Source organism: Rhodovarius lipocyclicus (genome assembly GCF_009900765.1).
Classification (GTDB): Bacteria; Pseudomonadota; Alphaproteobacteria; order Acetobacterales; family Acetobacteraceae; genus Rhodovarius; species Rhodovarius lipocyclicus.
In genome coordinates this window covers 376,921-397,963 of the sequence record NZ_JAAABL010000001.1, presented here as the reverse complement: position 1 = coordinate 397,963, position 21,043 = coordinate 376,921, and the positions used below count along the sequence as shown (strand labels likewise).

14 protein-coding genes and 1 tRNA gene are annotated in these 21,043 nt (G+C 70.0%); 9 read left to right on the top strand and 6 right to left on the bottom strand.

Going from position 1 to position 21,043, the window contains the following annotated elements; translation table 11 throughout:
- Positions 1-407: 407 nt before the first annotated feature.
- Positions 408-482 (bottom strand) — tRNA-Thr (locus tag GT007_RS01970).
- A 69-nt stretch (positions 483-551) separates the two neighbouring features.
- Complete coding sequence (locus GT007_RS01965; RefSeq protein WP_236571445.1) at positions 552-1,232, bottom strand: glutathione S-transferase; 681 nt, start codon at positions 1,230-1,232, stop codon at positions 552-554.
- Positions 1,233-1,363: 131 nt separating this feature from the next.
- Here GT007_RS01965 and GT007_RS01960 point away from each other — a divergent pair, with 131 nt between their 5' ends.
- Positions 1,364-2,584, top strand: a complete 1,221-nt coding sequence (locus GT007_RS01960) for a polyhydroxyalkanoate depolymerase (RefSeq protein ID WP_160119866.1) — start codon at positions 1,364-1,366, stop codon at positions 2,582-2,584.
- Here the strand turns inward: GT007_RS01960 and GT007_RS01955 are convergent, their stop codons facing one another.
- Positions 2,585-3,022: a hypothetical protein gene (locus tag GT007_RS01955; protein ID WP_160119865.1), complete on the bottom strand. Its 438-nt coding sequence runs from the start codon at positions 3,020-3,022 to the stop codon at positions 2,585-2,587.
- Between the two features lie 93 nt (positions 3,023-3,115).
- On the opposite strand from GT007_RS01955, the gene GT007_RS01950 reads away from it, so the two are divergent.
- From GT007_RS01950 to GT007_RS01935, 4 genes are all read left to right on the top strand, one after another.
- The gene (locus tag GT007_RS01950) at positions 3,116-4,657 is read left to right on the top strand and encodes an acetolactate synthase large subunit (RefSeq protein ID WP_160120057.1); all 1,542 of its coding nucleotides are present in this window, start codon (positions 3,116-3,118) and stop codon (positions 4,655-4,657) included.
- A 219-nt stretch (positions 4,658-4,876) separates the two neighbouring features.
- The gene (locus GT007_RS01945; protein WP_160119864.1) at positions 4,877-6,187 is read left to right on the top strand and encodes an efflux RND transporter periplasmic adaptor subunit; all 1,311 of its coding nucleotides are present in this window, start codon (positions 4,877-4,879) and stop codon (positions 6,185-6,187) included.
- A gap of 29 nt (positions 6,188-6,216) precedes the next feature.
- Complete coding sequence (locus tag GT007_RS01940) at positions 6,217-9,387, top strand: efflux RND transporter permease subunit (RefSeq protein WP_160119863.1); 3,171 nt, start codon at positions 6,217-6,219, stop codon at positions 9,385-9,387.
- Complete coding sequence (locus GT007_RS01935) at positions 9,384-10,850, top strand: TolC family protein (RefSeq protein ID WP_160119862.1); 1,467 nt, start codon at positions 9,384-9,386, stop codon at positions 10,848-10,850. Before GT007_RS01940 ends, GT007_RS01935 begins: the two co-directional genes overlap by 4 nt.
- A gap of 165 nt (positions 10,851-11,015) precedes the next feature.
- Here the strand turns inward: GT007_RS01935 and GT007_RS01930 are convergent, their stop codons facing one another.
- Together GT007_RS01930 and GT007_RS01925 are read right to left on the bottom strand one after the other, a co-directional pair.
- Complete coding sequence (locus GT007_RS01930) at positions 11,016-12,704, bottom strand: ABC transporter permease (RefSeq protein WP_160119861.1); 1,689 nt, start codon at positions 12,702-12,704, stop codon at positions 11,016-11,018.
- Between the two features lie 40 nt (positions 12,705-12,744).
- The gene (locus GT007_RS01925; protein ID WP_160119860.1) at positions 12,745-13,377 is read right to left on the bottom strand and encodes a flavin reductase family protein; all 633 of its coding nucleotides are present in this window, start codon (positions 13,375-13,377) and stop codon (positions 12,745-12,747) included.
- Positions 13,378-13,502: 125 nt separating this feature from the next.
- On the opposite strand from GT007_RS01925, the gene GT007_RS22290 reads away from it, so the two are divergent.
- Positions 13,503-15,815: a methyl-accepting chemotaxis protein gene (locus GT007_RS22290; RefSeq protein WP_236571444.1), complete on the top strand. Its 2,313-nt coding sequence runs from the start codon at positions 13,503-13,505 to the stop codon at positions 15,813-15,815.
- Here GT007_RS22290 and GT007_RS01915 read toward each other — a convergent pair.
- A complete protein-coding gene (locus GT007_RS01915) occupies positions 15,812-16,798 on the bottom strand; it encodes a 2-hydroxyacid dehydrogenase (RefSeq protein WP_160119859.1) in 987 nt (328 codons plus the stop codon). The genes GT007_RS22290 and GT007_RS01915 overlap by 4 nt on opposite strands.
- Before the next feature lie 101 nt (positions 16,799-16,899).
- Between GT007_RS01915 and GT007_RS01910 the strand changes: the two genes are divergently transcribed.
- The 3 genes from GT007_RS01910 to GT007_RS01900 are packed head-to-tail and all read left to right on the top strand — an operon-like array spanning position 16,900 to position 21,043.
- Entirely contained in the window at positions 16,900-17,688 is a 789-nt protein-coding gene (locus GT007_RS01910) for an SDR family oxidoreductase (RefSeq protein WP_160119858.1), read from the top strand.
- Positions 17,688-18,953, top strand: a complete 1,266-nt coding sequence (locus GT007_RS01905) for a Zn-dependent hydrolase (protein ID WP_160119857.1) — start codon at positions 17,688-17,690, stop codon at positions 18,951-18,953. Before GT007_RS01910 ends, GT007_RS01905 begins: the two co-directional genes overlap by 1 nt.
- Positions 18,950-21,043 (top strand): hydantoinase/oxoprolinase family protein, encoded by a 2,094-nt coding sequence (locus GT007_RS01900; protein ID WP_160119856.1) that lies wholly within the window; start codon positions 18,950-18,952, stop codon positions 21,041-21,043. The genes GT007_RS01905 and GT007_RS01900 overlap by 4 nt, the downstream gene beginning before the upstream one ends.

Sequence of the window (21,043 nt, the reverse complement as noted above, 5' to 3'; positions counted from 1 at the left end):
GGGGAGTTACCCCTCGGCCCAGCCGCCGCCTCCCCGGGTAAGCCCCAGAGAGTGACCAGAATTGAAACTGCGGGCCGGGGCTTGATACCCGGCTACTTGGACGCGGCCCGCCCGATCACCCTTACGCCGCCTTTTTTACCCTGGCTCTTCCGCGCCACCAACTCGGGCTGCAACGCTCCAGGAACCAAAAACCTGCCCTCTAGCATTGCGTGTCCATCCACGCCGCCGCAGCCCCAGCATTCTAGCCGGGGCGGGGCGGGGGAGCAAGAACGAAACGTGATTCTGCGTCGGTGCGGCTGCACGGATTTTGCACGGATGGGCGCGGGATTTTGCGATTCGCCGCGCACCCTAGTGAACGATGCTTGGCCCGGATGATCTCTACGGGCCAAGCAAAATCATGGAATTAATGGTGCTGCCAGAGAGGATTGAACTCTCGACCTCTCCCTTACCAAGGGAGTGCTCTACCACTGAGCTACGGCAGCGATGCGGCGCCTTCTATGGGGTTGCGATGGGCTTGGCAACCCCCGTGGCGGACAGATTGGGCCCACCTCTCAGAACTCAGCGTCGAACTCCAGCTCGGTGATCCGCGCCTCCGGTTCCTCCTTCGCCGCGGCCACCCATTCCTGGAAGTCGGGCCAAGCCTCGATAGTGCGGGCATAGCCCTCGCACACCGCGTCCAGCGCCACGTCATAGCTGCGGAAGCGCGTGACCACCGGGGCGAACATCGCATCCGCCACCGTGCATCGCGCCCCGAACAGCCAGGGACCGCCCCAGCGGCCCAGGCAATCGCGCCACAGGAACTGGATTCGCTCGATATCCGCCCGCGCCGCCGACCACACCGGGAATCCGGGCACGAAGGCGCGCAGGTTCATCGGCAGAGAGGAGCGCAGGGCATGAAACCCCGCATGCATCTCACCGCAGATCGACCGGCAGCGCGCCCGCGCCACGCGGTCGGCGGGGAACATCCCGGCCTCGGGGCGCAGCTCGTTCAGGTATTCGGCGATGCCCAGCGTGTCCCACACCTCGGCCCCCTCATGCTCCAGGCAGGGGATGAGGATGGAGGAGGAGTTCAGCAGCAGCTCCGCCCGGGTGCCCGGGTCGTCGGGCGAGACCGCCTGCACCCGGAAGGGCAGGCCGGACAGCCGCGCGATCAGCCAGCCCCGCATGGACCAGGAGGAATAGTTGCGCGTGCTGATCCGCAGCAGCGCCTGCGCTTCCGGCGCGGGAGCCACCGTAGGCTTCTTCCGGGATTTCGTGCCAGACATGCCGATCCTCTCGCTGCCCAGGCAGGCTATCAAGCAATTCGCGTTTGCGAAACGCCTTGCCGCTGGCAACATGGGCGCCTGAATATGGGGCGGCAAGCATGATCTATCCGATGCTGCAGACGGGCCAGGACATCCTCTCCCCGCTGCGTCTGCAGGCGCGCGGGCTGGGGCAGCTGCTGGAGGGCTGGGCCCACCCGCACCCGGTGTTCGGCGGACTGCGCGCCCTGCGCGCGGCGCTGGAGGTGTTCGGCCATGCGGGCCTCGGCACCGCCCGCCCCGCCTATGACATCGCTCCCGTGCGCGTCGGCAACCGCCTGGTGGAGGTGCATGAGGAGGCGGTGGCCAGCACCCCTTTCGCCACCCTGCTGCGCTTCCGCAAGGATATCGACCAGCCCTTGCCCAAGCTGCTGGTGGTGGCGCCCATGTCGGGCCATTTCGCCACCCTGCTGCGCGGCACGGTGCAGGTGCTGCTGCAGGACCACGACGTCTACATCACCGACTGGCACAATGCGCGCGACGTGCCGCTGGCCGCCGGCCGCTTCGGCCTGGACGAATACATCGAGCATATCATGCGGTTCCAGCGCGCCATCGGCCCCGGCGCGCATATGCTGGCGGTGTGCCAGCCCGTGGTGGCCGCCCTCGCCGCCGTGGCGCTGATGGCGGAGGACCGGGACCGCAACTCCCCCCGCAGCCTGACGCTGATGGCCGGCCCCATCGACGCCCGCCAGAACCCCACCGACGTGAACCGCCTGGCCGAGAGCAAGGACATCGCCTGGTTCCGCTCCAACCTGATCTCGGAGGTGCCGTGGCGCCACCGGGGTGGCGGGCGGAAGGTCTATCCGGGCGCGTTGCAGCTCTCGGCCTTCATGACCATGAACATCGGCCGCCACATGAAGGCGCATCACGAGCAGTTCTGGTCCCTGTTCGACGGTGACGCCGCCAAGGCCGCCCAGCACCGCCGCTTCTACGACGAATACCTGGCGGTGATGGATCTGCCGGCCGAATTCTTCCTGGAGACCGTGCAGACCGTGTTCCAGGACCACGCCCTGGCCAAGGGCGAACTGACCTGGCGTGGCCGCCCCGTGCGGCCGGAGGCGATCCGCCGCACCGCCATCATGACGGTGGAGGGCGAGCGCGACGACATCTGCGGCATCGGCCAGACCATGGCGGCGCTCGACCTGTGCCGCAGCCTGCCGGTAACGATGCGCAGCCATCATCTGCAGACCGGGGTGGGCCATTACGGCGTGTTCAGCGGCCGGCGCTTCGCCAACATGATCTATCCCCGCGTGCGGGAGATGATCCAGATCAACCAGGGGTAGTCAGCCCCTGAGCGACATCGGCCGCAGCCACACCGCGGTCCCCCAGCCCAGCACCCCGTTCAGCAGCACCGCCCGCAGGATGATCTGCTGGTTGCCGCCCGCGAAATGCGGCAGCCCCTTCAGCGTGGCGATCCAGGTGAAGACGGAGCCCGTGATCACCGCCGCCCCGAACAGGAAGCCCGTCAGCAGGTCCGGCAGGCGGGTCAGGCGCAGCAGCAGCGCCAGGACGATGCCCCAGACTCCGCTCCAGAATGCCAGCGAGACGAATTGCGGCACCCCCAGCGGCGCCACCCGGCCCATCGGGAAGGGCGCCGGCACATGCCCGATCCAGGGCCGCAGCCCATCGCCCAGATAATGCAGCAGGTGCACCGTGCCCTGGTGGAACACCAGAAACGCTAGCACACCCGCGATGAAGCCGAGTTTGACCGCCTTGAGCATGGCGCGAAGCTAGCCGCCCCCCGGCTTGCCGTCACGGCCCATGATGGGCAGGCTCCGCCCCAGTTGAGGAATTGGAGAAGAAACGTGAGCGGCATGAACGGTGCGGAATCCCTCGTCCACTCCCTGCTGGGGGCCGGGGTCGAGGTGTGTTTCAGCAATCCCGGCACCAGTGAGATGCATTTCGTCGCGGCGCTGGACCGGGTGCCCGGCATGCGCTGCGTGCTGGGTCTGCAGGAAAACATCGTCACCGGCGCGGCCGATGGCTACTACCGCATGGCGGGCAAGCCCGCTGTCACCCTGCTGCATTGCGCGCCGGGCCTGGCGAACGGCCTGGCCAACCTGCACAACGCGCGCCGCGCCCGCAGCGGCATCGTGAACTGCGTGGGCGACCAGGCCACCTATCACCGGCAATACGACGCGCCGCTGACCGGCGACACCGAGGGCTTCGCGCGCGGCGTCTCCCACTGGGTGCGCACCGCCGCCCGGGCCGAGGATGTGGGCGCCGAGGGCGTGCAGGCCGTGCAGGCCGCGATGACCTATCCGGGCCAGATCGCCACCATGATCCTGCCCTCGGACACCTGCTGGAACCCGGGCGGCGTGGTGGCCGCCCCCCTGCCGGTGCCGGAAGTGCCGAAGGCCGACCCGCATCTGGTCCGCGCCGCGGCCAATGTGCTGCGCACCAAGCAGAATGTGCTGATCCTGCTCGGCGGCGCCCCGGCCCAGACCGAGGCCGCCCAGCAGGCCGCCTGGAACATCGCGCAGAAGACCGGCGCGCGCATCCTGGCCGAGACCTCCACCCCCCGCATGGCGCGCGGCCAGGGCCGTTTGCAGCTGGAGCGCGTGCCCTATCCGGCGGCCCAGGCGATCGAGAACCTGAAGGCGGTCGAGCATATCATCCTGGTCGGCAGCAAGGGCCCGATCGGCTTCTTCGCCTATCCCAACATGCCCTCCAAGCATTACCCCGAGAGCGCGCAGCTGCATCTGCTGACCCGCCCCGAGCAGGATGCCGAGGCCGGGCTGCTGGCCCTGGCCGATGAGCTGGGCGCCACCCACACCCCCTTCGCCGATCCCGGCCCCCGCCCCGAGGCGGCCCGTGGCGCCCCCACCCCGGAGGGGCTGGCCCGCACCGTGGCGGCCCTGATGCCCGAGGACGCGATCATCGTGGATGAGAGCGTCTCCTATGGGCGCGGCTTCTTCCCGCAGACCTTCGCCGCGCCCCGGCATGACTGGCTGCAGATCACGGGCGGCGCCATCGGCTGCGGCTTCCCGCTGGCCACCGGGGCCGCCATCGGCGGCGGCGGCAAGCGGGTGATCGCGCTGCAGGCCGATGGCTCGGGCATGTACACGGTGCAGGCGCTGTGGACCCAGGCGCGGGAGAAGCTGCCGGTGACCACCATCGTGCTGTCCAACCGTAAGTATCAGATCCTGCTGGGCGAATATCTGGGCGTGGGCGCCAACCCGGGCCCCACGGCGCTGGACATGCTGGACCTGGGCAACCCCGATATCGGCTGGGTGAAGCTGGCCGAGGGCATGGGCGTGCCCGCCGCCCAGGCCACCACGCTGGACCAGCTGGGCGACCTGCTGAGCCAGAGCCTGACCAGCACCGGGCCGTTCCTGATCGAGCTGGTGATCTGAGGGCGCGATGCCGGGCGGCATCCCCGCCCGGCGAACCTGTCCTAGATTTCAGGGAATCGCACTGGTAATCCGGGATCGTTCAGCTTAGGTTCAGCTTCGCCGGTACCTCGCTGCTGAAGCAATGTCATGCCCCTGTCGCGGCTTCGCCGCAATCGGTGCGCATGCTTCCAGTGTTCCGGCAGGCATCGAATGCCTTGGCAGGAACTGACTGGAAAAACCATGGACGTGATCGATCCGCCCGCCGTGCCCGCCAAGCCGCAGGCCAAGGCCGCGGAACACCAGGACAAGATGACGCCGGCCCCGGTCAGGGCAGGCCGCCCCTGGTTGTGGCTGCTGCTGCTCGGCACCGCGTTGGCCGGTGTGGGCGCGGGCGTGATGGTGCTGAACGAACACGCCGAGGCCACGCGCAACACGCCCTCCCTCGCCACCGCCCCGGCGCCTTCGGCGCCCGGCGAGTTCCGTCTTTCCGAAGCCGAGATGCGCGCGCTGCGCATCGAGCCCGTGGCCAGCCGCAGCTTCCGCGCCGAACGCGTGGCCGAGGGCCGGATCTCGGTGAACGAGGACCGCTCCACCCCCGTGCTGGCGCCCTTCACCGGCCGCGTCACCCGCGCCTTCGTGCGGCTGGGCGACAGCGTGGCCGCCGGCGCGCCGCTGTTCGAGGTCGAGACCCCCGACGTCACCTCCGCCGCCAATGACCTGCTCTCCGGGCTGGACAATGTGCGCAAGGCCGAGACCGCCCTGGCCCAGGCCCGGCGTGAGGACCAGCGCCAGCAATCCCTGTTCGGCGCCCGCGCCGCCAGCCAGCGCGACGTGGAGCAGGCGCGCGCCGCCCTGCGCTCCGCCGAATCCGACCTGCACATCGCCGAATCGGCCCAGGCCGCCGCGCGGGACCGCCTGCGCGTGCTGGGCCGGGACGCCCAGGCCATCGCCGAGATCGAGCGCACCCGCCAGGTCAGCGGTATCGTCACCGTCACGGCGCCCTTCGCCGGCACCATCACCCAGCGCCGCCTGTCCCCCGGCATGTGGCTGACCTCGGGCCAGGGCGACCCGGTGCTGACCATCAGCGACCTGTCCAGCAAGTGGCTGGTCGCCGCGGTGCGCGAGATGGACGTGCCGCTGATCCGCGACGGCTTGCCGCTGGAAGTCTCCGTCGGCGCCCTGCCGGGCCGCACCTTCGAGGCGCGGATCACCCGCACCGGCGCGGGCCTCGACCCCACCACCCGCCGCATGACCGTGCAGGCGGAGGTGCGGGACGAGCAGAACCTGCTGCGCCCCGAGATGTTCGCCACCTTCCGCATCGAGGTGGGCGAGGCCCGGGACAACCCCGCCGTGCCGGTCAGCGCCATCGTCTATCGCGGTGCCGAGGCCAATGTCTGGGTGGCGATGGATGGCGGGCGCTTCATCATGCGCCGCATCACCACCGGCAACCGCAGCGGCGACCTTCTGGAAGTGACCGAGGGCCTGTCGGCCGGCGACCGGATCGTGACCGGCGGCGTGCTGTTCATAGACCGCGCAGCCCGCATAGATTAACCAGAACTTATATTCGCCCGGGGTAGTCCATGCGCCAGATCGTCGCCTTCTCGTTGCAGCGCAGGGCGCTGGTGCTGCTGCTTTTCGCGGTGTTCGTGGCGACCGGGGTGGCGGGCTTCCTGCGCCTGAACATCGAGGCCTACCCGGACCCGGTGCCGCCCCAGGTGGTGATCATCGCCCAGAATCCTGGCCAGAGCGCCGAGGAGATCGAGCGCTACGTCACCATCCCCATCGAGGTGGCGATGGCCGGGCTGCCCAACCTGAACGTCATCCGCTCCACCAGCCTGTTCGGGCTGTCGGATGTGCGGGTGCAGTTCACCTTCGCCTACAATTACGAACAGGCCCTGCAGCAGGTGCTGAACCGGCTGGCCACGCTGTCGGGCCTGCCGGATGGGGTGTCGCCCACCATCTCGCCCCTCAGCCCCATCGGCGAGATCATGCGCTACCGGCTGGTGGGCCCGCCGGGCTTTTCGCCCGATGACCTGAAGACCCTGCAGGAATGGGTGCTGGAGCGCCGCTTCCGCCGGGTGCCGGGGGTGGTGGATGTCAGCACCTTCGGCGGGCGCAGCAAGGCCTACAACGTGGTGGTCGATCTGCCGCGGATGAATGCCTACAACCTGTCCCTGCCGGATGTGATCCAGCGCGTGCGCGCGGGCAACCTGACGGTGGGCGCGGGCACGGTGAACATCGGCCCGCAATCGGCCGTGGTGCAGGGCATCGGGCTGATCCGCAGCATCGACGACGTGCGCAACATCGTCCTGGCCAACGCCGAGGGCGGCACCTCCGTCCTGCTCAGCGACATCGCGACGGTGGAGGTCGGCGCCCTGCCGCGCCTGGGCATCGCGGGCCATGCGGATGACGACGAGGCGGTGCTGGCCACCATCCTGATGCGCCGGGGCGAGCAGACCCTGCCCACCATCCACGCCGTGCAGCAGGAGGTGGCGCGCATCAACGCGGGCGGCGTGCTGCCCCCCGGCGTGCGCATCCTGACCATCTACGACCGCGAGGACCTGGTGAAGATCACCACCAAGACGGTGGTGAAGAACATCATCGAGGGCGTGATCCTCATCCTCATCATCCAGTACCTGTTCCTGGGTGACCTGCGGGGCGCCATCGTCATCGCGGCGACCATTCCCTTCGCCTTCTTCTTCGCCATCCTGCTGATGCTGGTCAGGGGTGAGAGCGCCAACCTGCTCTCCCTCGGCGCGCTGGATTTCGGCCTGCTGGTGGATGCGACCGTGATCATGGTCGAGAACATCTACCGCCACCTGCACCTGGCCCGGAAACACCCGCATCTGCGCCCCTCCGCCAGCGGGCAGGGGCTGTCGGGCATCCAGCTGATCATCCTGCGGGCTGGCGGGGAGGTGGACAAGGCGATCTTCTTCTCCGCGCTCATCATCGTGGCCGCCTTCATGCCGCTGTTCACGCTGGGCGGCATCGAGGGCCGCATCTTCGGCCCGATGAGCAAGACCTACGCCTATGCCATCGCGGGCGCGCTGTTCGCGACCTTCACCATCACCCCGGCCCTGTCGGCCGTGCTGCTCAGCGAGAACAGCCAGGAGAAGGACACGCTGCTGGTCCGTGGCTCCCGCTGGGTGCATGAGCGCTGCTACGCGGTGGCGATGGGCGCGCGGAAGGTGGTGCTGATGCTCTCGGCCGTGCTGCTGGCCGCCGTGGTGTGGCTGGCGACCCTGCTGGGCGCCGAATTCCTGCCGACGCTGGAGGAAGGCAACCTGTGGGTGCGCGCCATCATGCCCGCCACCATCAGCCTGGAGGAAGGCCACGCCACCGTGAACGGCATCCGCCGCACGCTGGGCGAATTCCCGGAGGCGATCACCGTCACCTCCCAGCATGGCCGGCCGGATGACGGCACGGACAGCGCGGGCTTCTTCAACTCCGAATTCTTCATCCCGCTGCGCCCGCCGCATGAATGGACCACCGGCCACAACCGCGAACAGCTGGTCGCCGCCATCAACCGCCGCCTGACGGAGCGTTTCCTGGGGGTGGAGTTCAGCTTCTCCCAGGCGATCAGCGACAACGTGCAGGAGGCGGCCTCGGGCGTGAAGGGCGCCAATGCCGTGAAGGTCAGCGGCCCGGATACCGACGTGCTGGCCCGCATCGCCGAACAGGTGCGCGCCGCCATCGAGCATGTGCCGGGTGTCGCCGACCTGGGCGTGTTCCGCACCCAGGGCCAGCCCACGGTGGCCATCACCATCGACCGGGCGCGGGCCGCGCGCTTCGGCCTGCCGGTGGAGGACATCAACGACGTGGTCCAGGCCGCGATCGGCGGGCGGGAGGCCGGGCGGCTGTATGAGCGCGGGGCGGACCGCAACTTCCCGATCATGGTGCGCCTCGCAGCGCCGTTCCGCGACAATATCCAGGCCATCGGGCGCATCCCGGTGGGCGGGCCGCGCGCGGCCACGCTGGGCGATGTGGCGGAGATCGAGCTGGTCTCCGGCACCTCCTACATCTACCGCGAGGATTCGACGCGCTACGTGCCCATCCGCTTTTCCGTGCGCGGGCGCGACCCGTCCAGCACGGTGCAGGAGGCACAGGCGACCGTGGCGCGGCGGGTGCAGCTGCCGCCCGGCTATTCCCTCTCCTGGGAAGGCGAGTTCAAGAACCTGCAGGAGGCGGTGGGCCGGCTGACCCGGGTGGTGCCCGTGGCCTTCGCGCTGGTGATGCTGCTGCTCTACATCCAGTTCAACAACGTGCGTGAGATGCTGCTGGTGCTGGGCATCGTGCCGCTGTCCGTCACGGGCGGCATCGCGGTGCTGGCGCTGGCGGGGCTGAACTTCTCGGTGCCGGCGGCCATCGGCTTCCTGGCGCTGTTCGGCATCACGGTGATGGAGGGCATCATCATGCTGTCCCACTTCAATCATTTGCGATCCGAAGGGCTGCTCTGGCGTGAGGCGCTGGACCAGGCCGGCCGGGATCGCCTGCGCCCGGTGCTGATGACCTGTTTTGCCAGCTTCTGCGGGCTGCTGCCCATGTCGCTGGCCACCGGCATCGGCAGCGACGTGCAGAAGCCGCTCGCCCTTGTGGTGGTAGGCGGAATCGGTCTTGTTCCCTTTTTCATTCTGGTGGTGTTTCCGGCCATGATCGACGCATTGGGGCGCCCCAAGGGGCTTGAGCACAGCGAGCAGCAGTTGCGGGAGCGCCGCGCCCGCGCCGGCCTGCATGACGGAACGCACGCATGAACACCCCCCGTACCTTGCTGGCGGCCCTGCTGCTGGGCTGCACGGCGCTGACCGCGCCGCCCCTGATCCAGCCCGCCACAGCCCAGAACCGGCCCGCCGCCACCCCGGCCGCCGGCGCCCCGCAGCCCATCACCATCGAGGCGGCGGAGCAGCTGCTGCTGGACCGCAACCTGACCGTGATCGCGGCCCGGCGCGGGGTGGATGCGGCGCGCGCGCGGCGCCTCGTCGCGTCCTCCCTGCCGCCGCCGCAGGTGTCGGTGGGCAACACCTTCGCCAATTTCCAGGAACGCGCGCGCGGCGGCATCACCGGCGCCCGCTTCTTCGGGCCGAACAACAACGTCAATGTCGGCATCAGCATGCTGGTGGAGCTGGGCGGCAAGCGTGAGCTGCGCACCCGCCTGGCGCAGGAGAATATCGGCGCCGCCGAAGCGCAGGTGCTGGACGCGCTGCGCACCCAGCTGTTCACCCTGCGGCAGAACTTCATCGCGGCGCTGGCCGCGCGCGCCAATCTGGAAGTGGCGCTGGCCAACCGCGCCTCGCTGGACAACACCGAGAACCTGCTGCGCCGCCGCCTGCGCGATGGCGCGATCCCGGAGGGCGACCTGCTGCGCTTCCAGGCCAGCCGCGTGGTGTTCGAGGCGGATGTGACCACCAACGCCCAGGCCTATGCCGCGGCCGTCGCCGCCGTGGCGGTGACGCTGGCCGCCGATGCCGCCGATGGCCGCGCGCTGCCCGAACCCGCGGCACCGCCGCCCGCGCGCGGGCGCGCCCAGGGCGTGCCCACCGCCTCCATCGCGCGCGTGGTGCCCGCACTGCCCTTCGACGTGCAGGGCCGCTTCACCGCCATCCCTGACCTGGGGGTCACGCGCGAACAACTGGCCGAGGCCGTGCAGGACCGCGCCGATGTGGTGGCCGCCGCCCGCTTCGCCGCCGCCGCCGGCGCCAATCGCAGCCTGGCCGAGGCCGGGCGCTGGCGCGACGTGACGGTCAGCGCGGGCGCCAACCGAACCCGCCTGTCGCAGGACCAGCCCACCAGCCAGGTGCCGATCACCGCCAGCAACCAGTTCACGGTGCAGCTGGGCATCCCGATCTTCACGCGCCGGATCACGGAAGGGAATATCGGCGTGGCCAATGGCCAGGCCGCCGCCGCCGAGGCCCAGGCCCGCGGCGCCCTGTTGCAGGCGCGCGCGGATTTCGCCACGGCCTGGAGCCAGTACGAGCAATCCCGCACCCTGCTGCGCCTGTACACCAGTGGCGCGCTGGGCCGGGCCGAGGCCGCCTATCGCAGCGCGGAGCAGGCCTATCTGGCCGGCGGGTCCTCGCTGCTGGATGTGATGGACGCGCTGCGCACGCTGAACACTACCCGGGTGGCGGCGAACCAGGCGCGGGCGGCCTATCTGACGGCGCTGGCCGGGCTGGAGCAGGCGACGGGCGTGTCGGGGATCTCGCCGACCTTGAGGTGAGGTCCGGGCCTGCGGATAGTTGGCTTCGGGATGCGGCTGGCGAGGGATTTTTCGTGCTGGCCAGGAAGAAGCCGAAGCCAATGCCGGGGCATTGGCGAGGGTTCTGACGCCGCCGGCGCGGAAAAGCACCGCCTGACGCGCCCGTAAGCCAGCTGTCCGCAGGCCCTAATCCCGCCGGCGCATCGCCCGGGTCAGGATCATCACCGGCACCAGCCCCGCCAGCACGATCAGCAGGGCGGCGCTGGAGGCCTCGGCGAGCCTCTCGTCCGAGGCCAGCGTGTTCACCCGCACCGCCAGCGTGTCGAAATCGAAGGGGCGGATGATCAGGGTCGCGGGCAGTTCCTTCATGGTGTCCACGAAGACCAGCAACCCCGCCGAGAGCATCGCCCCGCGCGACAGCGGCATCTCGACGCGCCACACCGCCCGGCCGGCGGTGGCGCCCAGGCTGCGGGCGGCGTCCCGCAGGCTGGGCTTCAGTCGGGCCAGCCCGCTTTCCAGCCCCCCCAGCGCCACCGCCATGAACCGCACGAGATAGGCGAAGACCAGCGCTGCGATGCTGCCTGACAGCACCAGCCCGACCGAAACGCCCAGATGCGCCCGCGTCCAGCCGTTCAGCGCATTGTCGAAGATGCCGAAGGGCATCAGCGTGCCCACCGCGATCACGCTGCCCGGCAGGGCATAGCCGAGTGCCGCCACCCGGGCGGAAACCCGCGTCAGCCAATGGCCCGAAAGCCGCACCCCCCAGGCCAGCACCCCGGCCAGCGCCACCGCCAGCACGGCCGTGATCCCGGCTAGCAGCAGGGAATGCGTGGCGTAGGGCAGGTAGCGGTGGGGCGAGAGCGGGTCACCCGCCTGCAAGGCCAGCACCAGCAGCGTGCCGGCGGGCACCAGGAAGCCCAGCAGCACCGGCATTAGGCAGGCCGCCAGCGCCAGCCAGGCCTTGAACCCCGCCAGCTGTACGGGGCGGAAGGGCGGGTGGCGCGTGGTCATGGGGTGATAGCGCCGGCCGCCGCGCGCGAAGCGCTCACCCAACATCAGCAGGGCGACGCAGGCCAGCAGCGCCACGGAAAGCTGGCTGGCGGCGCCGCGATCCTGCATGCCGAACCAGGTCTCGTAGATGCCGGTGGTGAAGGTGCGCACGCCGAAATGCTGCACGGTGCCGAAATCGGCCAGCACCTCCATCAGCACCAGCGCGGTGCCGGCGGCCAGCGCCGGGCGGGCCAGCGGCAGCGCCACCCGCAGGAAGCTGCGCGTCAGGCTGTGCCCCAGCGTGCGGGAGACCTCGATCAGGCAGGTGGATTGCTGCAGGAAGGCCGCCCGGCACAGCATATAGACGTAAGGGTATAGCACCATGGCCAGCACCAGCGCGGCCCCGGGCAGGGAACGGATCTCGGGGAACCAGCCCATCTGCCGCCAGGTCAGGCCCGTGGCGGCGCGGATGGCGCTCTGCACCGGCCCCGCCACATCCAGCAACCAGGTGTAGGCATAGCCCGAGACATAGGCCGGCATCGCCAGCGGCAGCAGCAGCGCGACCTCGACCAGCCGCCGGCCCGGAAAGGCACAGGTGGAGACCAGCCAGGCGGAAATCGCCCCGGCGCTGGCGGCCATCAGCCCCACCGCCACGGCCAGCAGGGCGGAATTTCCCAGCATCTCCGCCAGGGTGGTGTGCAGCACATGGCGCCAAGCCTCGCCCGCGGGTACGGCGGCGGCGGCCAGCACGGCCAGCAGCGGCAGGGACACCAGCAGCGCCAGCGCCAGCCCCAGCCAGCCCAGGGCTGGAATCCGCCGCAGGCGGTGCAGGGGAGGGAGGGTGCTGGTGGGCACCCCGGCCAGGACGGGCTGATTGCGAGACATTCTCACTCGCGCTCTACACGGCTGGCCGGGAAAGTCCAGATCAGCCCTGGCTTTCCAGCCACTTGGCATAGGGGATGCGCGGCACCTCCACGCGGTCGGTGGTGCGGGCGTACCAGCCGCCGCCATGCATGCGGCCCACCAGATCCAGCTTGGGGGTGTCGATGTAGCGCTTCTCGGCGTTCAGCACCGCCTCGTCGGCCACGTACATGCCCAGCACCTTGCCCAGCACGATGGTGTGGTGCCCCACCGGGATCAGCTGGAAGGTCTCGCATTCCAGCGCCACCGGGCTTTCGGCGATGCGCGGCGGCTTCACCTTCACCGACGGCGCGGTGGTCAGCCCCGCCGCCGCGATCTCATCCGTGCCGGGCGGGAAATCGGTGGCGGTGACGTTCATGCCGTCGATGGCCGAATAGGGCACCAGGCAGATGGTGAACTGGCCGGTGGCCTTGATATTGGCCAGCGTGTCCTTGTCCGAGCCCTCCGGCCGCGGCCCGCAGCCCACGCCGATGATCACCGGATCGTTGGAGAAGGCATTGAAGAAGGAATAGGGCGCGGCATTCACCACCCCCTGGGCATCCTGGCTGACGATCCAGGCGATGGGGCGCGGCACCACGGTGGAGGTGACGAGCTTGTAGCGATCGACGGGGGGCAGCGCTTCGAAATCGAAGTTCATGGAGGTTCCTTTCGGGCTTGCCGCGATATCGCCCGGGAAATTTCCGGCTGTCGAGGGGGCCGTTCACCCTCGGTTAGTTGCTGAGGCGTCATGTTCCCGGTCACAAGCCAATTCGGAGCGTCGGGATGCGCGTGTTCAGTAACTTGTCGGTCGGGAAGAAACTTGCGGTCAGTTCCGGCTTCACGATGGTGATGCTGGGCGCGCTGGTGGTGATGGTGCGCTCGGATGCCGGCACGGCGCGGGAGGCCGCGCTGGCACAGACCCGCGCGACGCAGGCCCGCGTCGCGGCCTTCCAGGCGATGGACCAGGCGATGACCGCCACCCTGGCCCAGCGCGGCGTGCTGCTGGCCCAGACCGTGCGCGATGTGCAGGCCGAGAACGAGACGATGCGCCAGGCGATGGAACGCGCCCGCGCCCTGGCGCACCAGGCGGGTGACCTGGCGGCCCTGCCCGCCGCCCGCCAGGCGCTGGACGCCGCCCGCCAGCAGCTGCACGCGCTGACCGAAACCTTCGAGGCCATCGCCGATCTGCGGCAGCAGATCATCACCATCCGCGATCAGCGGCTGCTGCCGCGCATGCCCGAATTCGACCAGGCCTATGAGGCGCTGGCGGCCAATATCGGCTTCGCCCTGCAGGGGGACGCGCTGGACAATGCGCGCGACGTGCTGGGCACCTACATGACGGCGCTGACGGAAGTGCGGGTGGGGGTGAACCTGTATCTCGCCTCGGGGGCCGAGAACGCGGCGGCGCGGGTGCGTCGGGCCTCCAGCCAGCAGCGGGTGCATATCCGTCGGCTGGAAAGCGCCATGCCCGACAGCCTGAAGGCCGATGCCCGCCGGATGGGCCAGATCGGCGATGAGATCGTGCGCCAGGCCGATGCGCTGATGACGGCGAACGCCACCATCGTGACCATGCGCCGCGAACGCTCGGTGCCGCAACGCGAACAGCTGCAGGCCCATCTGACCCGCGCCGTCGAGAGCCTGAACCAGGGCGTGGAGCAGGCGGTGGCGACCTCCACCGCCGCCGTGGCCAGCATGAACGACAACACCCTGTACACCGGCGGGGCGGTGGCGCTGGTGCTGCTGGTCTCCGGCCTGCTGCTGACGCGCGCGATCGGCGCGCCGCTGCGGGCCATGGCCGCCATCATGGACGCCATCGCCGGCGGCGAGACCAGCCGCGAAGTGCCCGACCAGGACCGCGGTGACGAGATCGGGCGCATCGCCAAGGCGCTGGAGACCCTGCGCAAGGTGACGGGCCACGCCTTCGCGCAGAGCCAGATGCTGGAGCAGATGGCGATCGGCGTGATGACCGCCGACCCCAACAAGGATTTCCGCATCGACTACATGAACCCCGAAAGCCGCCGCCTGGTGCAGCAGGTGGAGCACCTGCTGCCGGTGAAGGCCGAAGGGTTGATGGGGCAGAGCATCGACGTGTTCCACCGCCACCCGGAGCGGATCCGCGCGCTGCTCGCCAAGCCCGAGAACCTGCCGCACCAGGCCCGCATCCGCCTGGGCGAGGAAGCGCTGGACCTGCGCATCAGCGCCATCCGCGACCAGAAGGGCAATTACACCTCCGCCATGCTGATGTGGTCCAACGTGACAGCCCAGGTGCGCCTCGCCGACCAGTTCGAGGCCGAGATCGGCTCCGTCGTGCAATCGGTCGCCGCCTCCGCCACCCAGATGCAGCAGGGCGCGGCCACGGTCAGCGAGGCCGCCGACGTCAGCGGCCGTGAGGCCGACGCGGTGGCCGAGGTCTCCAACCGCGCGGGCGGCGATGTGCAGGCCGTGGCCGCGAGTGCTGAGGAACTCGCCGCTTCTGTCGCCGAGATCACCCGCCAGGTGGGGGAGGGCGCCCAGGTGGCGCGCGCCGCCGCCGAGGAAGCGCGGGCGACCGACAGCACCGTGCAGGGGCTGGTGCAGGCCGCCTCGCGCATCGGCGACGTGGTGCGGCTGATCAGCGACATCGCGGGCCAGACCAACCTGCTGGCGCTGAACGCCACCATCGAGGCCGCGCGCGCCGGCGAGGCCGGCAAGGGCTTCGCGGTGGTCGCCAGCGAGGTGAAGTCGCTCGCCAGCCAGACCGCCAGGGCCACCGAGGAAATCGCCGCCCAGATCAACGCCATCCAGGGCACGACGGAGGAAGCGGCGACCGCCCTGCGCAATATCGGCACCACCATCGAGCGCATGAACGAGGTGACGACCGCCATCGCCGGCGCCGTGGAGGAGCAGGGCGCCGCGACGCGGGAAATCGCCCGCAGCGCCGCCCAGGTGGCCGAGGGCACAGGGGTGGTGGTGCGCCGCATCGGCGATGTGCAGCGCGCGGCCGGCGCCACGGGCGGCGCCGCGCGGGACATGCTGGGCGCGTCCCGCACGCTGACCGATCAGGCCGCGATCCTGCGCGAGAAGGCGGACACCTTCCTGCGGAATGTCCGGGCCTAACCCACCAGCGCCGGCGGGGCCTCGCCCCGCAGCAGCACCGCGTCCAGATTGTCCAGGGCCAAATGGCCCATCCGGTCGCGGGTCTCGATGGTGGCGCTGCCCAGATGCGGCAGCAGCGCCACATTCTCCAGCCCCAGATAACCCGGGTGCACGCGGGGTTCGCCGTCGAACACGTCGAGCCCGGCGGCCCTGATCCGCCCGGTGGTCAGCGCCGCGATCAGCGCCTCATCGTCCACGGTACTGCCGCGCCCGGTGTTGATCACGATGGCGCCCTGCCGCATCTGGCCGATGCGCTCCGCGTTCAGCCATTTCGCCGTGGCGGCGCCGCCGGGGATGTGCATGGACAGCACGTCGATGGCGCCCAGGAAGCCCGCATCGCTGTCGTGATACAGCGCGCCGTTTTCCAGTTCCGGCGCCAGGCGGCGGTTGTTGCGATAGTGCAGCTCCATGCCGAAGCCCTTGGCCATCGCCCCCATCTCCCGCCCGATGCGGCCATAGCCCAGTATGCCGAGGCGCTTGCCCTGCAAGGTCACGCCCATCAGCTGGGTGGGGGCCCAGCCGGCCCAGTTCCCGGCGCGGACCATGCGCTCGCCCTCGCCCGCGCGGCGGGCGGCCATCAGCAGCAGGGTGAAGGCGATCTCGGCGGTGGCGAAGGACAGCACGTCGGGCGTGTTGGCCACCAGGATGTTCCGGGCGGCCGCGGCCTTCAGGTCGATATGGTCGGTGCCCACGGAAAAGGTCGAGAGAATCCGCACCGAGGCCGGCAGCGCCGCGATGGTGGCCGCGTTGAACGGGTCGCCCGCCGCGATCAGGATGCCGGCCGCGCCCCCATGTCCCCCTTGGGCCGCCCGGCGCGCGATCTCGGCGCCGTCCTTGTACCAGGGCTCGTCGGTGGGGTTGGACACCAGCGCGTAGTCGCGGGCGGCACGTGCCTCGATCGCGGGCGGCAATTGGCGGGTCAGCAACAGAACCGGCTTGGGCATGGGCACTTCCTTGGCTTCGGCGCGAGAATAGCCGCGCCCCCCAGGCTTGCCACCCGGGGCCCGCTGATGGATCGTCCGCGCCCACACACGGGAGAAGAATCATGGATCTCGGCCTGAAGGGGAAGCGCGCCGTCGTCATGGGCGCGAGCAAGGGTCTGGGCCTGGCCGCCGCCGAGGCGCTGGCGCGCGAGGGCGTGTCGCTGGTCATCAGCGGCCGCAACCAGGAGAGCCTGGACAAGGTGGCGGCCGGGCTGGTGGCCCTGGGTGCGCCCGTGGCCCTGGGCATTCCCGCCGATGTCGCCAGCAATGCCGATATGGACAAGCTGGCCGATGGCGCCGTGGCGGCGCTGGGCGGCGTGGACATCCTGGTGCTGAACCATGGCGGCCCGCCGCCGTGCAGCGCGGTGGACATGAAGGAGGATGACCTGGCCCCCTGGTTCCAGCGCATCGTCCAGGGCCCGATCCATATCGTGAAGAAGCTGCTGCCGGGCATGCGGGCGGGCGGCTTCGGCCGCATCATCAGCATCGGCAGCACGGGTCTGCAGCAGCCGATCCCGAACCTGGTGTTGTCCAACACGCTGCGCGCCGCGCTGCTGGGTTACCTGAAGACCCTGTCGGCCGAGGTGGCGGGCGATGGCGTGACGGTGAATGTGGCCGCCCCTGGCGCCATCCGCACCGACCGCAGCCTGGAAACCGCGGCGGGCCTGGCCAGCAAGAGCGGCAAGACGGTCGATGAGGTGATCGCCGAGCGCAGCAAGACCATCCCCGCCCAGCGCTATGGCAAGCCCGAGGAATTCGGCCCGGCCATCGCCTTCATGGCCTCGCCGGTCGCGGCGTACATGACGGGCGAGATCGTCCGCATCGATGGCGGCATGGTGCGGGGCTTCTGATGAGCACCAACCTCGCCCCCGACACCGATCTGGCCGCGCGCCTGTTCGATACCCTGCGGGAGCGCAGCTTCGACGGCGTGGGCATCACCCGCACCGCCTATGGCCCCGGCGAGGCCATGGCCCATGCGCTGATGGCCGAGGAGGGCGAGCGCCTGGGCCTGGAACGCCGGGTGGACCCGGTGGGCAACCAGTATCTGACCCTGCCGGGGGCCGACCGCTCCCGCCCCGCCATCCTGCTGGGCAGCCATCTGGACAGCGTGGCCCAGGGTGGCAACTACGATGGCGCCGCGGGCGTGCTGGCGGGCCTCGCCGCCGTCGCGGGCCTGGCCCAGGCTGGCTACACCCCGGCGCAGGACGTGACCGTGATGTGCATCCGCGCCGAGGAGGCGGGGGCCTGGTTCCCCACCTCCTACCCCGGCAGCCGGGGGGCGCTGGGCATGCTGAAGCCCGCCGACCTGCTGGTGAAGCGCAGCGATTCCGGCCGGACGCTGGCCGAGCACATGCGCGAGGAAGGCTTCGACCCGGCCTTCGCCGAGGCTGGCCGCAAGGTGATCGGCCCGCACAATGTCGCGGGTTTCCTGGAACTGCACATCGAGCAGGGGCCGACGCTGGAAGGCGAGGGCGTGCCGATGGGTATCGTCACCGGCATTCCGGGCAGCCGCCGCTTCCGGGCCGCGAAGGTGGTGGGCGAGTACAACCACTCCGGCGCCACCGCCCGCAAATACCGCCATGACGCCGTGATCGCCGCCGCCGAGCTGGCGCACCGGCTGGACGAATACTGGTGCGAGCTGGACACCCAGGGCCGGCCCATGGTCGTCACCTTCTGCGAGATGGCGACCAACGCCGATGCCGGCTTCACCAAGATCGCGGGCGAGGTGCGGTTCAGCCTCGATATCCGTTCGGTGAACATGGAGAATTGCGACCTGGTGGTCGCGCGCCTGCACCAGCTGATCGCGGAGATCGAGGCGCGGCGTGGCGTGCGTTTCGAACTCGGGCCCGAGAGCGGTTCCGTGCCCTCCATCATGGATGCGGGCATCCGCGCGGGGCTGGCGCGCGCGGCCGATGATCTGGGCATCGCCCATCTTTCGATGGCGTCGGGGGCGGGGCATGACGCCGCCGCCTTCGCCCAGGCGGGCGTGCCCGCCGCCATGCTGTTCGTTCGCAACCAGAACGGCAGCCACAACCCGCATGAGGCGATGCGCTTCGAGGATTTCGCGCTCGCCTGCCAGGTGATCACCCGTTGGCTTCAGGACGTGACTCAATGAGCGAGACTACAGCGGCGGACAGCCGCGCCCGCATCGCCGCCGATATCGGCGGCACCTTCACCGATGTCGCGGTGGAGAAAGGCGGCCAGCGTTGGACGGCCAAGGTGCTGACCACCCCCCGCGCCCCGGAGCTGGGCGTGCTGGAGGGGGTGAAGGTGGCCCTGGCCCGCGCGGGCCTCACGCCCGCCGACATCGCGGTGATGATCCATGGCACGACGCTGGCGACCAACGCCATCATCGAGCGCAAGGGTGCCCCCACCGGCTTCATCACCACCGAGGGCTTCCGGGACGTGCTGGCACTCGGCAATGAGAGCCGCTACGACCAGTATGACCTGAACATCGAGATCCCGAAGCCGCTGGTGCGCCGCCGCCACCGCGTGACGGTGACTGAGCGCCTGGACAACACCGGCCAGGTGCTGCGCCCGCTGGACGAGGCCCAGGTGGCCGCCGCCGCGCGCTTCCTGCGCGAGGAAGGCATGCAGGCCATCGCCATCGGCTTCCTGCATGGCTTCGTGAACCCGGCCCATGAGAAGCGCGCGGCCGAGATCGTGCGCGAGGTGTGGCCCGAGGCGCCGATCTCCATCTCCTCCGAGGTCTCGCCCGAGATGCGGGAGTGGGAGCGTTTCTCCACCACCGTCGCCAATGCCTATGTGCAGCCGCTGATGGCCGGCTACCTCGCGCGGCTGCGTGAGGGGCTGAACGAGATGGGGCTGACCGCCCCGGTGTTCATGATGCTGTCGGGCGGTGGGCTGACCACCATCGAGACCGCCTCGCGCTTCCCGATCCGGCTGGTGGAAAGCGGGCCTGCGGGCGGGGCCATCTTCTCGGCCTTCGTCGCGCGGCAGAAGGGGTGGGAGAAGGTGCTGTCCTTCGACATGGGCGGCACCACGGCCAAGGTCTGCCTGATCGACGAATTCACTCCGCAGGCGAGCCGGGTGTTCGAGGTGGCGCGCATCGGCCGCTTCCAGAAGGGCTCGGGCATGCCGCTGCGCATCCCCGTGATCGAAATGGTGGAGATCGGCGCGGGCGGCGGTTCGCTGGCCAAGATCGACGCCATGGGCCGCATCCAGGTGGGCCCCGAGAGTGCGGGTTCCGACCCCGGTCCCGCCTGCTATGGCCGAGGCGGCGACAAGCCCGCCGTGACGGACGCCAATTTGCTGCTCGGCCGCTATGACCCCGCGACCTTCGCGGGCGGCAACCTGGCCCTGCACCCCGAACCCGCGGCCGCCGCCATGGCGGAGCATGTGGGGCGCGGCCTGAAGCTGGAGGCCCCGATGGCGGCCCTCGGTGTGGTGGAGATGGTGGACGAGAACATGGCCAATGCGGCCCGCGTCCATGCCATCGAAAGCGGCAAGACCTATGAGGGGCGCGCGGTCGTGGCCTTCGGCGGCGGCGGGCCCGTGCATGGCTATCGCGTGTGCGAGAAGATCGGCGTGAACCGCATGCTGGTGCCCTCGGGCGCCGGTGTGGGCAGCGCCATCGGCTTCCTGCGCGCGCCGGTGGCCTATGAGGTGGTGCGCAGCCTGTACCAGCGCTTTGCCAGCTTCGACCGCGCGGCGGTGAACGGCCTGCTGGGCGACATGTCCGCTGAGGCATCGCGCGTGGTGGCCAATGGCAGCTTCGGTGCCGAGACCACCGAGCACCGCATCGCCTACATGCGCTATGTCGGCCAGGGGCATGAGATCGCGGTGGTGATGCCGGCGCGGGACCTGTCCGAGCAGGATGTGATCGACCTGCGCGCCGCCTATGACACCGAATACGCCCGCTTCTATGACCGGCCGGTGCCGGGCAGCGATGTGGAGATCATGAGCTTCGCCGTCACCGTCTCCACCCTGGTGGATGAGGCGGAGCCGGTGGCCGAGCCCGAGGCGGCGCCGGCGCCGAAGCCCATCCGCCACCAGCAGGTGCGCGATACCGCGAGCGGCGAGGTGCGGGACTGGGCGATCTATGCCCGTGACGAGATGGCGCCGGGGGCCAAGGTGCATGGCCCCGCCATCATCGCCGAGGATGAGACCAGCACGCTGGTGGGGCCGGGCTGGACCTGCGCGGTGGATGGCCTCGGTTATCTCGAACTGGTGAAGGAGGGCTGA